This is a genomic window from Paenibacillus favisporus, assembly GCF_040545415.1.
Classification (GTDB): Bacteria; Bacillota; Bacilli; order Paenibacillales; family Paenibacillaceae; genus Paenibacillus_AQ; species Paenibacillus_AQ favisporus.
On record NZ_JBEPLV010000006.1, the window covers coordinates 151,442 to 164,299 of the forward strand.

The window sequence follows — 12,858 nt, forward strand, 5'->3', positions numbered from 1 at the left end:
GCTACCCAATTCTTTGAAATTTTAAGTTAGACGAGTTTCTAGGAAGAACTAAAAGAAATTGGTGGAAAGCGCACAAACTTACTTATTTGTTAACATCGCCTTAACGCCTATTTTCCGAGATAGATGTCTTATACCTATCTTAGAAGATTCTCTAAGTGGAACAACCTATTATTCCTCCAGTTTCCTCTTATGCCCTCAGCCAAAACCGAAGCTTTAACCTAAAGCGCTCTTGCTAATGAAGTAATCATCAGCAAAGATGGCGCTTTTTCTCCGTTCTCTAGTTCACTAATATGGATGATCTGAGCAGGTAAGGAACCACAGAATATGGCATTATAACACATATATTGGTAAAATACGCTCGAATCCCGGACCTCGATCTTATATCTAACGGGAATAAATTGTGCTTTAACTACTAAGAAACTAAATTTTTTCATTATATTCAAATAATTGGGTTCATATTGGTATAAATATAATAATTGCCAAAATTTATGGAAATTTAAATTTAAGTAATATATAATAAAATATGTAATAAAATTACAATTTGATTTAAGGAGGAATTTGAATGAAGACATCAAGAAAGTTAAAGATTAAAATCTATGGTATTCTATCACTAGCAATAATTGGTGGCATGTTGACTTCAGTTTCATCGGTATCAGCGGGTTCGGGAGCGAGTGCAAGTGCTAGTATGTGGGAAACCAGTGGCTATTTAGAAGGCGGAGTTACTGTTTTTGCTGGTCACGATTTTGTACCAGGTACAATTAGGGCATATTATGAATTATATAGAGACGGTACCTTTCTTGGATCGAAGCAAGCTGAAAGTACTAATTACTATCTTGATAAATCTGCTACTGCTCTTATTACAAGTAAGACCCACAGTCAGTCAGGTCTGTATACAATGACATGGGCAGGTCGAGTAGGAGGCTACTATTGGAATGGTAGTGATTGGACTGACGCTGGAGAAGAAAGTTTTTACTTAAATTAACTATTTTTAAGAAGGAGTGTAATAAATGAGAAAAATGAAAAGCAAATTTATAATCCTTACAGTTGTAATTCTAGTTTTAATAACTGGCACGAGTGTATATGCAAGTAATACAATTTCTACTCTTTTTCCAACTATAAGTTCTGAACACCAAGATCGGGCAAAAGAAGTTCAAAATCGATTAACAGAGTCATGGACCAAAGGGCGGGATATAATATTAGAGAGCGAAGGTGGAAAGGCTTTTGCAACCAATGTCAAAGATGAAGATTTGTCAAAATGGACATTTATAGATTTTACTCAACTTCATGAGAAGTTATCTTCCTTTTCCAATCAAGAACGATCTTCTTTTTTAGACGCTTTTTATAGTGAGGATAGAAAAAATAATCTTGACGTTGGCGATTATATGCCAGCTGTACTTATAAATCCAGATGAGTCACAAGCTCTAGTTTACTGGGAAAAAGCCAATGGTTTATATGCTGTGATGGATTTGAAAACTAAAAGTGGTGACTCGGATTCTTGGTATGTAAATGGAGTTGAAATTGTAACCCCTTAATATTTAGGAAGATGAATGGCCCGCCAATAAAAGTATTAATCGAAAAGAATGCGCCCCGTAGGGCGCATTTTTATTTTTTAGAAGCAGAGAATGCGGGTAATTTCTTTCGGCTTCTCTCCGTTTGGGCATGGAACATATCAGGTTTATTCTCTTTATAATCTGGCAACAAAACCAACCCCTCGCAAACATTGCGCAACCAATCAAAAAATGCGACTTGCTTAAAATCCGATGCTGCATGCTTGCCTCAAACCATCCTACATCGTGCACCTAACCCCAACACCCCCTTCCCGCTTACCCCCCCCCCACCCCCGAAAATATTGCTCACCCCATCAAAAAATGTTGCTTGCCTGAAATCCGGGGCTCGGCATATCATGAGTCCATGCGGAAGCGGGCCTGCAAGTTCCGTCGAGATCATCAGGGAAGGGGAAGATCATGAGAGCCATTCGTCAGCCGAATCAGCGAAAATCTTTTCGAGTGCGTGACAACCTCCAGCTGTACTTAATAATGCTTCCCGTTCTGGTTCACATTTTTATTTTCAGCTACATTCCGATGTACGGGATTCTGATCGCGTTTCAGAATTACTACCCGGGCAAACCGTTTCTATCCCTGCACGGAACCGATTGGGTCGGCTTTCAGCATTTCATCGACTTCTTTAACGGCCCGTATTTCGGGCGATTGATGCGGAACACGTTTTTGCTCAGCTTTTATTTTCTGGTGTTTGGCTTCTGGGTGCCGATCCTGTTTGCGCTGCTGCTCAATGAACTGAAAAGCGGCGTATTTAAAAAATACGTGCAGACGGCAAGCTATTTGCCCCATTTTATTTCGAATGTGGTCGTGGCGGGGATGGTGCTGTCTTTTATCAATACGGACGGCATCGTGAACGCCATCGTCAAGCTGTTCGGCGGCACGCCGGTGGCGCTGAATACGGAGCCGGGGTATTTTCCGGCGATTTATACGATTACGAGCATTTGGAAGTCGTTTGGGTGGAGCAGCATTTTATATTTGGCCGCCATGTCCTCCGTGGACCCGCATCAATACGAAGCCGCGAAGATGGACGGGGCCAACCGCTTCAAGCAAATGCTCCATATTACGCTGCCGGCCATCCGGCCGACGATTTTTATCCTGCTGATTTTTGCGATTGGCAATTTGCTGTCGGCCAACAGCGAGTTTATTTTGCTCATCTATAACCCGATGGTGTACGAGACGGCCGACGTCATCGGCACGTACTTATACCGCGACGGCCTGCTGGGCGGCAATTTCAGCGCAGGAACGGCCGTGGGACTGTTTATCTCGATCATCAATTTCACACTGCTGTACACAGCCAATACGCTCAGCCGTAAATATTCCGATTACGCCTTATGGTAAGGGGGAGTCCCATGGCCGCCTTGGTCAAAAGAAATCCGAACACCATCAAGCAAGGCTCGGTTGTCGTCGACGTCGTGTTGTATGCGCTGGCGCTCGCCCTTTGCTTAATCACGCTGTATCCTTTTTATTTCGTGATCATTATGTCCATCAGCAATCCGACGGAAGTCGCGGCCATGAATGTGTTCTGGTATCCGAAAGGATTGTTCCTCGATTCGTACAAGCTGATCGTCAGCGATACGAAAATGTGGTGGGCTTATTCCAATACGTTGATCTATGTGAGTGCGGGTACGATTTTAAACTGTCTGACGGCCGTGCTCGGCGCCTATCCGCTCACCGTTCGCAATCTGATGGGCAGGAAATGGGTCGTGTCGTACCTGCTGATCCCGATGTATTTTGGAGGCGGCCTCATTCCGTCCTACCTGCTGGTGAACAAGCTTGGACTGTATGACACGATGTTCGCGGTCATCATTCCGGGGATGGTCAGCATTTGGAATATCATCCTGGTGCGGACGTTCTTTGCCAACATTCCGGACGGGCTGAAGGAGTCGGCCTTTATCGACGGCGCTTCCCATTTGCAGCTGCTGTTCAGGGTCATTATCCCGATATCCAAGCCGATCCTGGCGGTCATCGCCATTTATTCGGTCGTGGGTATCTGGAACAGTTGGTTCGACGCGCTGGTGTATTTGCCGAATGAGAAGCTGCATCCGCTGCAAATGTACCTGTACCGGGTCGTGGTCCAGCAGTCGGTCGATTTGAAGATGCTGTCGATGGAGGATGCGAAAAATGCGGTCGCCAACATGCTCTCGAACATCCAACTGAAATACGCCATCATCGTCTTTACGACGTTACCCGTCATTTTTACATATCCGTTCTTTCAGAAGTATTTCATCAAGGGAGCGCTGCTGGGTTCATTAAAGGAATAGGCTAGGCCATCCGAAGGGGGAAGAGTTGTATGAAAAAAAGGAAAAAACCGTTCATGTCTGCCATCGTCGCCGTTGTTCTCATCGCTTCTGTAACCGCTTGCAGCGGGGGAGACGGCAAACTAGAAGAAGCTGACAGCAACGCCCCGGCCGGGCAGCAGTCCGCCAAGCTGAAGCTTCTCGGGCCGACCGGTTCGAACAAATTCATCAAATTCGAGGACAGGGAGAAGTACCCAGTCTGGAAGGAAGTCGACAAGCTGCTGACCGATGCGAACCTGCAGCTCGATTACGAGCTCGTTCCGAACGAGCAGTATAACGTCGTCATCAAAACGCGCATGGCGTCCGGCTCCAACCTTCCGGATATCGTCAACATTTCGGCGCTGGACAATACGACGGTGCTCAATCTGGCGAAGCAGGGCGTGCTGCTGGACCTGAATCCGCTGATCGAGAAGTACAGCAACGGGAACATCAAGAAGATGTATGAGCAGGAGTTCCCATATGCGAAAAAGACGACAACGACGTCGGACGGGAAAATGTACTGGTTCAGCGATCTGCACAAAAAGACGTATCAAGGCACCGATCCGGCTCCGGTCTCCTTAACGATGCTCCTCCGCAAGGATTGGCTCGATAAGCTGAGCCTTCCGGTTCCGACAAGTGCGGAGGAATACTTACAAACGCTGAAGACGATGCGCGATAAAGACGCCAACGGCAACGGGCAAAAGGATGAGGTGCTCGTCTACGATCCGGGTGCTTTCTCGGGACCGATCGCGCAGTGGTTCGGGCTGGGAACCAGCATTTCTTCCGTGGATGTGGAGAACAAGAAGGTGGTATCCCCGTGGTACCAGGACGGCATCAAGGATTACTTCCGCTACCTGCAGCAGCTGGTGAAGGAAGGCGTGCTCGACACAAGCCTGATCGGGGCGACAGGGGAGCAGAAGCAGCAGAAGATGACGGAGAACCAGGTTGCTTCCACAGGAGATTACAATCTGGAGACGTATCTGGAGCCGACGATCAAAGGAGGCGGGGAATATCTTCCGCTCATGCCGCTGCAAGCGGTAGACGGTATTGCGCCCGCAGCCCAAATTGAGCCGCCGTTTCTGGTGTGGCAGAAATACGCGATTACGAAAGACAGCAAAAACGTAGAAGCGGCGATCAAGTATTTTGACACGATCTATTCGGATAAGTACGCCGAACTTCTGTATTGGGGAATCGAAGGACAAACCTATAAAAAGGATGAGAGCGGAGCGAATGTATTCATCAACAATGCCTCGGACGAAGAGCTGGCCAAAACGGGCCAGGTCCCCGGGCTCCGGTTGTTCGGCGATACGGTGTTCCCGCGGGTTCAGTTCGCGAACCTCGAATTTGAGCTGTCCGGCGTACCGAAATACAAAGCCGACAATGAGATCAATATTCTGAAATACAAGCCGTATTTCGTCAATATGAACGACAACTATTTGGCGATTCCCGACGATCAGCAGCTGGAAGCGAAAACGAAAATTTTGACCAATCTGAACACGTATTCCACGGAGCTTGCAACCAAGCTGGCTTTGGGGCAAAAATCGCTCGACAACTGGGATCAATATATGGCCGATCTGAAAAAGCTGGGGCTGGACCAGCTGCTTGAAATCGATCAGCAACTGCTCGACAGATACAACAGCATCCAGTAACGTTGACTGTAACCGTATGACTTTGGAAAATAGCAGGCTCCATTTCGCTTTGGAGGCTCTGCTGTTTTCCTGTTTTTGCTTATCTAATGGGGGAGGGGTAGTCTGTGCGCAATGGCAGCTTCGGAAGCGGCACGTTTCGTAAAATTCTGTTGTCTTATACCGCGATTTTGATCATCCCGATTATTGTGTTCAGTGCATTAAACGTGCAGCGGAACATCGTCGAGGAGAAACGCCGGCAGCATGAGGAACATGCTTTGGACGCCAAGCGGATCGCCGATCTGGTGGATAATAAACTGAATGAGCTCAAGACCTTGGGCAAAACGCTGAGCAACGAATCCTGGGTGAAGAAGCTGATGCAGGATACGAATGTATACGATCAGGAATTCGATATTACCAAGATGCTGGACATTCGCACCAGTCTCGGCAACAGCGTGAGTTCGCAGGGGATTCTCTCGTTTGGCATGGTGGTGTTTCCGGAGCAGCAGAAGGCGATGACTTCGTGGGGAATGTTCCCGCTGAAGGAATTTTTTCAATCGATTGTCGCATTCGACGAAGCTGCCGAGCAGCAGCTGCAGAGCTCCTTTGCGCAGCAGCAGTATTTTACCATGATGCCTCCGGTCAGCATGAAGCTGTGGGGCAGCGATAAACGCGTGATTCCGGTACTGCAAAGCCTGGAGGTGGTGAATCATCCGCGTGCGGTTTTAGTATTGTTTATTGATAGCGCTTACTTTTCAGAGTATATGCACCGGTTTGGAGGGATTGAATCGCAGGAGATCGTCATGACGTCCCGGGATGCGCTGATTTACAGCCAAGTCCGAAATGATCCGGCAGCCCGCGGCGGTGCGGCTTCCTACCCCATTCATTTGTCGTCGGAGGCCAGTGATGTGCAGTATGCGATCTCCTACACGGACAGCAGCGTCATCGGCATCGGCAATTTGTTCAGCTCGCTGGCGGCCATCCTGATATCCATCGTTATTGGCGCGTTAATGGCTTATCTGCTGGCCAAAATCAGTTACCGTCCTCTCGGGGCTCTGCTGAGCAAGCTGAGCGCCGCGGCGCGGGTGGAGGATTCCCGAAGCGGCAAGGTGACGGGTTCCGAATACAATTTTATCGAAAAATCGTTCGACCGGCTGCTGCACGAAAACCGCAAGCTTCAGCAATCGATGCAGGATTACGAAAATGCTGCCAAGTCGAATTTGTATCTTCGTCTGCTCAAGGGATATTTTATGGACGATCAGCAGAAAAATGAGCTGGGCAAACTGGGGATCGCTTATACCGAGGACATGTATTACTGCACGATGCTGGTCAGCTTCCACGCCATTCGCGACTTTTCCGACTTCGAGAAAATCCGGAAGATCGAAATGCTGATGATGGTGATCGTGGAAAAAGCGATGAGCCGTTACGGGCTGGACTATGCGCTGTTCGAGGTTACGAACGCAGACAAGGCGATGATCGTGTCCTCCGGGCAGCCGTTTGGAGACGATGATATGCTCGAGCGTATCGCTGCCGAAATGGCCGGCGAAATCGAGCGGCTGAGCGGATTTCATCCCGATATTTTATACGGAGGGGTTGAGCAAGGGCTGGTCGGCATCAGCAAATCGTATTACACGGCCAATGAAAGACTGCGCTACACCATATTCTCGCGTGAGCATTTTCAGGTGCTGCAGGAGGAGACGATGCAGGCCGGCGTCGATTACTATTATCCGACGGATTGGGAAGTGCAGCTCATCAATAACCTCAAGATCGGAAACCTGGATACGTCCCTGCAAATTCTGCATGAAATCCATGCCGAGAACGACAAGCGCGAGCTGGCCGAGGCCAGCGTGAGCCGGCTGCTCTCCCTGTTGATGGAGACGATGCTGCGGGTGCTGCATGAGCTGAATCTGGATACGGATATCTACACGAAGCAGTTTTGCAGCCGGGCCAAAGCGGCGAACATCGAGGACATGTGGAGCTATATGTTTGAAGTCGGCACGCTCATTTGCGAGCGGAAGCGGTATGCCAACACGTCTTCGGCCGTGTCGGCCGGCACCGAACTGCTGCAATATGTGAATGACAACTATTCGAGCGCGGACATTTCGTTAAAGCAGCTGGCGGAGATGTATCATATGTCCCTATCGAAGGTGTCCAAAATATTCAAAGAGGTGACCGGCATCAACTTCTATGATTATGTATGCCGTCTGCGCATGGAGAAGGCAAAAGAACTGCTGCGGGAGCGAAGCTGCGGCATCGATCACGTCGCGCGCACGGTGGGCTACGAGAATGTGTATTCCTTCAAACGCGCCTTTGCGCGGTATGAAGGCATCAAGCCTGATGAGTATGCGGAGTCGGCGGAATGCCGGTGAGATAAAATAAAGAGACCTTAGCTCATTGCTATGGTCTCTGGTCTCTTTATCGTCTCACTCACTTCAACTATCCGTTTACGACCTGCCGCTGAACCGTTTGATCGCTTCCTCCGTCACTGGCGTGAAAAGGTTAATCAGGTTGCCGTCGGGATCCCGAAACAGCACAGCACGGTTCCCCCACGGCATTGTGGTTGGCTCCTTGACCCACTCGTTGACAAACGGCTTCAAGCGCTCGTATTCGGCGTCGACATCGTCGACACGGAACTCGAGGATGACCGTGTGATTGTCGGCCGCCACGGCGGAACCAGCGCCGAACAGCTGCACCGTCTGGGAGTGGCCGATCGCCAGAGTACACGATGACCCAACGATTTCGGCGAATACGGGCGCGGGGCGTTCCGCCGACACGCCCATGACTTTCTCATAAAACCCGACAAGACGATCCACGTCGTCGGTAATGATGCGTACAGAAGCAAAATTCATGAAATACCATCCTTCCTATAATCCATGATACAGAACCGTATATTATCATTTTGGGTCATAAACCTTCGTATTGATCTCCCATTCCTTACGGTTACATACTCCGAGTATAAAAAAACGCTACTGACAACAGTATGTCAGTAGCGTTTTAACATTCGTTTTTTGAACTAACGGCAGTGGAGTTATGTTCATTGAGCCGATTGGGCTTTTATTCCATGAACGAGCGCTCGTTCGTGATATCGTATTTTAGTATGTCCATTCTCATTCTGTTTCCCCATTTATTTAAAAACGGCGCCGACTCATGTCTTTCAACATGGGCCGACAGCGATTCTTGATCTTGCCACCGCTGGACCGTCAGCATGCGTCCGGCGCGCGCATCTTCCGTAGTAAAGGCATAAAAGAGACATCCCTTTTCAGCTCTCGTGCTGGAAACGACGGACTGAACGTCTGCAGTAAACTCATTCACATCAGACGGATTTAGGTGAACGTAACCCATGAGTATAATCATGGTTACACGACCGTGAGCACAATCTTGCCTTGAATGTGCCCACCGGCTGCACGTTCATGCGCCTTGCGAGCATCGGCAAGTGGAAACGTGCTGTCGATAGCGGCGCGAACCGTCCCGGCATCAAGCAAGCGCCCTAATTCCGCCAGCTGCGGGCCGTTTGAGCGCACTTGGGTCATCGATACCGTTACACCCAGTTTCGCGGCCTCATCGGCATCGGAGAAGCCTAGGAACACGGGGAACAAAGCGCCGCCACGCTTGAGCGTACGCAAGAAACGACCGGTGGTCGGACCGCCGAGGGTATCAAGGACGAGATCCATGTCATGCACGACGTCCTCGGGAAGGCTCTTGGTGTAGTCGATGAATTCGTCGGCACCGAGCTCACGCAGGAACGACTCATGCGACCCCGATGCCACCGCGATGACGTGCGCACCCTTCCATTTGGCCAGTTGTACCGCGAAGTGCCCCACGCCGCCCGCAGCACCATTGACGAGCACCGTCTTGCCGTCCAGCGGCACCGGGCGATGCATCTCCGGTTGAAGCGGGTTCGGTTCATTGTGCCCCAGATCGATCAAAAACTGCCACGCGGTGAGGCCAGCCATCGGCGCCCCAGCAGCGTGCACGTGATCGATGCCAGCTGGCTTGAGTGCAAGGTCCGACGCTGGCGCGGCGACGTACTCGGCATAAGCAGCGCTCTCCCCAAAGCTGGGAAAGCGAACCATGCCGAAAACTTCATCGCCGACGGAGAAATCCTTCACATCCGTGGCTACCGCCTCGACGACGCCCGACACGTCCGACCCCAGAATGATGGGAAAGGGCACAGGCGGCCGCCACTCAGGAGGAAGCGACTTATACCCGTCACGCAAGTACCAGTCGGGGGGATTCATGCCAACCGCGTGAACGCGCACAAGCACCTCACCTGGCTTCAGCTCGGGAAGCGGCGCCTCCTCGTAACGCAGCACCTCAGGGCCGCCGAATTCATGCAAACGAATCGCCTTCATTGTATCTATAGACATCTTGCTTTCTCCTTTCATGTAGATGAGTTATACTTACCAGAGCAGTGCTCCGTATAATCGGATCACTGTTCCGTTTATAACTATACGGAGCACTGCTCCGATTGTCAAGGAGGAATTCTATGCGAGCCGATGCAATGAAAAACTATGAGCACATACTCGAAGTCGCGAACGTCGTTGTAACCGAGCACGGTGTCGATGCATCGCTGCGCGATATCGCTCGCAGAGCTGGTGTCGGGCTAGGCACGCTGTATCGTCATTTCCCGACGAGAGAGGCGCTGCTCGAAGCTTTGCTCCGCTCAAGCTTCGACGAGTTTACGACAAAGGCACGTGAGCTCGAAACTGCGAGTTCACCCGATGATGCACTCGTATCGTGGCTACGCGACGTCGTTACATTTACGGGCAACTATCAAGGTGTTGTGGACGTGATGATGGCAGCCAAGGAGGACCCGGAGTCCGCACTCCACGCGTCGTGCATCACGATGCGCACGGCAGGCACGCGACTTCTCACTCGTGCTCAGGCCGAAGGTCTGGCGCGTACCGACATGGATGGGGATGACCTGTTCTCGCTAGCTGCTGCGCTTGCGTGGCTTAGCAACCAGCCCTCGTCAGCGCCACGGGCTGAGCATCTCTTCCGTATTATCGCGAGCGCGATCTTGACGGATCGATCGAGCAGCAACTTCGGGGCGCAGCTAAATTAGTGCTACCCTAATAGGGGGCTGCAGCTCAACGATCTTGTGGTTTGCTTGCAAAAGATGGAACTAACAGGAAACCATAGCTCCATCATGACACGACGGCAGCCGGCCAAATCGGCTGCCGTCTGCTGCGTTAACCTACGCCGATCCAATACCGCAATATAGCCAAAAACTAAACTGCAAGACGACAGGCCGCCGAAGTCCGGAAAAGAAAGCCGGAGCGGTGGCCTGCCGTTTTGATCTCTTTTTAAAATTTTTGTGGAAATTGACAAAACCCTATAGTTTAATCAAGGGTTCATACTCAGCCTGAATGGAAAACAACTCCTGAGCGGTCTCGATAAAGGTTTTGACCGCAATGGTACAGTCCTCCACAGGACCGGAGACGATGTGAATATCCCGGTAGGCTGCTGGTGAGATGCGTTTGAGGATGAGGCCAGAAGGCAGGTCCAACAGGGACAGCTCAGACATGACGGCCAAGCCTTCGCCTGCAGCAATCATTTGAAGAGCCGTTCTGTAGTTGTAGAGAATGTACTTAATATTAGGCTCTTCCCCGGCACTGTCGAACCATTGCAGGACAGGAGGCTCGTAACCGGCTTTGCAGATCAGCATAGGCTCCTCCCGCAAATCTTCCGGGCTGATGATGGACTTTTCGCTTAAAGGGTGATCATCTCTCATCACGGCATAAATGCCTTCCCGGTATAGTGGATGAGAGTGAGTCGTTTTATCCGAGGGGATAACAAACCCGACATCGATGACCCTGTTATCCAGCCATTCCTGTATGTCCGCAATGGTCCCTTCAAGAATGCTGAATTCGAGCTTTGGATATTGTTGTTTGATATGGCTGATGATCTTCGGAACAAAATAAGAAGCGGCAACCGGGAATGCGCCGATTCGGACGCTGCCGGTTTCCATTCCCTTTTCGCTGGCGATTTCCTGGTCGACCTTATCATACCCTTGAAGAATCTCGCGAAAGATCCGCACAATTCGTTCTCCAACGGGTGTGAGGGCAACGCCCAGACGTCGGTCTCTAATCAGCAGCGTTACTCCAAGCTCGCGTTCCAGAGCGGTGACCGCACGGCTGACGGCAGGCTGTGTCATGTTCATCTTTTCCCCGGCGGACGTAAAGCTTCGGGTCTCCGAGATCGCAACAATCAATTGAAGAAGTGATTTATTCATACCAAATTTGATATCTCCCTTATGACTTATATTCATTTTATTTATGTTAAGGGTTATTGTAACATGACTATAGAACAAGAGAAAGACTTGGAATAGAGTGGGGAGAGGTGTTTGGTAATGAAAGCTAGAGCATGGCTTTTTCTAGTATTGGCTAATCTGTTCTGGGCAGGGAATTTGATCTTCGGCAAAGCGGTTACGGCCGATTTCCCACCGGTCTGGGCTTCCTTCCTGCGCTGGGCGATTGCAGCTGTCGTATTAATCCCGATGGCCCAGCTGGTGGAGAAACCCAATTGGCTGAAGGTGTGGAAAAATAACTGGGGTCTTCTATTATTCTTTTCACTAGTAGGCGTTGTGTTCTACACGCTGCTTACCTATACAGCACTTCAGCATACTTCATCGACAAACGGCAGTCTGATCAACAGCTTGACTCCGGCAGTTATGATCTTGTTGTCGCTGTTGTTCCTGAAGGACAAGATTTCGGTGTGGCAGGGAGTGGGACTCGTCTTATCTTTCCTGGGCGTATTAACGGTATTGACGAAGGGACACCTCCTTGGCGTATTCAGCACGCATTATAACCAAGGAGATGGCATTTTGCTCGTAGCCGTGTTCCTGTGGGCCATCTATTCCATTGTCAACAAAAGGGCGCAGCATCTGCCCCCGATTACTTTTGTAGCCTTTACAGCCTTGATCGGTGTCATTTGTATGGTTCCACTGCTGTTTATGCAGCCTTTGCAAACCGGGCATATCACTGCAATCGGTATTACCGGGGTCATCTATCTGGGTTTGTTCCCATCCATCGGTTCGTTCCTGTTCTGGAACCAGGGAGTCAAGGCGCTTGGACCGGGCAAAGCCGCGATTACGATGAATCTGATGCCGATTTTCACGGCGATCCTGTCTGTGATGACGGGTCAGGCATTACTGGTCTCCCAGATGGTTGGCGGTGTTATCGTGATCACGGGGATGCTGCTGTCCGCTAACCTCATCCGATCGGGAAAAGCCAGAACGAAACCGGTATGTATTCGGTCAGGCCAGGACTGTGCACATTAGCAATCCATGAGAAACCGGACATGCTGTTGGATGATAAAATGCAGACATAAAGGAGGCTGCATATGAAACATGTACTCTTGATGATGAATGTGCGAGAAAACCAGGGAGGAGAGTCA

12 protein-coding genes are annotated in these 12,858 nt (G+C 50.1%); 8 read left to right on the forward strand and 4 right to left on the reverse strand.

Going from position 1 to position 12,858, the window contains the following annotated elements:
• The first annotated feature begins 562 nt into the window (after positions 1 to 562).
• From ABID47_RS24685 to ABID47_RS24710, 6 genes are all read left to right on the forward strand, one after another.
• Positions 563 to 982, forward strand: coding sequence for a hypothetical protein (locus tag ABID47_RS24685; RefSeq protein ID WP_354500693.1), 420 nt, complete (start codon positions 563 to 565; stop codon positions 980 to 982).
• Positions 983 to 1,007: 25 nt separating this feature from the next.
• Positions 1,008 to 1,532 (forward strand): hypothetical protein, encoded by a 525-nt coding sequence (locus ABID47_RS24690; RefSeq protein WP_354500695.1) that lies wholly within the window; start codon positions 1,008 to 1,010, stop codon positions 1,530 to 1,532.
• Positions 1,533 to 1,964: 432 nt separating this feature from the next.
• Positions 1,965 to 2,897, forward strand: a complete 933-nt coding sequence (locus tag ABID47_RS24695; protein WP_076176627.1) for an ABC transporter permease — start codon at positions 1,965 to 1,967, stop codon at positions 2,895 to 2,897.
• Between the two features lie 11 nt (positions 2,898 to 2,908).
• A complete protein-coding gene (locus tag ABID47_RS24700) occupies positions 2,909 to 3,820 on the forward strand; it encodes a carbohydrate ABC transporter permease (protein WP_251678646.1) in 912 nt (303 codons plus the stop codon).
• Between the two features lie 29 nt (positions 3,821 to 3,849).
• On the forward strand, positions 3,850 to 5,484 hold the full coding sequence (locus ABID47_RS24705) for an extracellular solute-binding protein (protein WP_354500697.1): 1,635 nt from the start codon (positions 3,850 to 3,852) through the stop codon (positions 5,482 to 5,484).
• Positions 5,485 to 5,588: 104 nt separating this feature from the next.
• The gene (locus ABID47_RS24710; protein WP_354500699.1) at positions 5,589 to 7,829 is read left to right on the forward strand and encodes a helix-turn-helix transcriptional regulator; all 2,241 of its coding nucleotides are present in this window, start codon (positions 5,589 to 5,591) and stop codon (positions 7,827 to 7,829) included.
• A 75-nt stretch (positions 7,830 to 7,904) separates the two neighbouring features.
• On the opposite strand, the gene ABID47_RS24715 is transcribed toward ABID47_RS24710, so the two are convergent.
• The 3 genes from ABID47_RS24715 to ABID47_RS24725 all read right to left on the reverse strand — a co-directional run bounded on the left by ABID47_RS24715 (position 7,905) and on the right by ABID47_RS24725 (position 9,827).
• Positions 7,905 to 8,309, reverse strand: coding sequence for a VOC family protein (locus ABID47_RS24715; RefSeq protein ID WP_354500701.1), 405 nt, complete (start codon positions 8,307 to 8,309; stop codon positions 7,905 to 7,907).
• A gap of 205 nt (positions 8,310 to 8,514) precedes the next feature.
• Positions 8,515 to 8,814, reverse strand: a complete 300-nt coding sequence (locus ABID47_RS24720) for a putative quinol monooxygenase (RefSeq protein WP_354500703.1) — start codon at positions 8,812 to 8,814, stop codon at positions 8,515 to 8,517.
• Positions 8,815 to 8,816: 2 nt separating this feature from the next.
• The gene (locus ABID47_RS24725) at positions 8,817 to 9,827 is read right to left on the reverse strand and encodes an NADP-dependent oxidoreductase (protein WP_354500705.1); all 1,011 of its coding nucleotides are present in this window, start codon (positions 9,825 to 9,827) and stop codon (positions 8,817 to 8,819) included.
• A 119-nt stretch (positions 9,828 to 9,946) separates the two neighbouring features.
• Between ABID47_RS24725 and ABID47_RS24730 the strand changes: the two genes are divergently transcribed.
• Complete coding sequence (locus tag ABID47_RS24730; protein WP_354500707.1) at positions 9,947 to 10,525, forward strand: TetR/AcrR family transcriptional regulator; 579 nt, start codon at positions 9,947 to 9,949, stop codon at positions 10,523 to 10,525.
• A gap of 270 nt (positions 10,526 to 10,795) precedes the next feature.
• On the opposite strand, the gene ABID47_RS24735 is transcribed toward ABID47_RS24730, so the two are convergent.
• Entirely contained in the window at positions 10,796 to 11,695 is a 900-nt protein-coding gene (locus tag ABID47_RS24735) for a LysR family transcriptional regulator (protein WP_354500709.1), read from the reverse strand.
• A 117-nt stretch (positions 11,696 to 11,812) separates the two neighbouring features.
• On the opposite strand from ABID47_RS24735, the gene ABID47_RS24740 reads away from it, so the two are divergent.
• Positions 11,813 to 12,742 carry a DMT family transporter gene (locus ABID47_RS24740; protein ID WP_354500711.1) on the forward strand — a complete coding sequence of 310 codons (930 nt, stop codon included), beginning with the start codon at positions 11,813 to 11,815 and terminating at the stop codon, positions 12,740 to 12,742.
• The last annotated feature ends 116 nt before the right edge of the window (positions 12,743 to 12,858 follow it).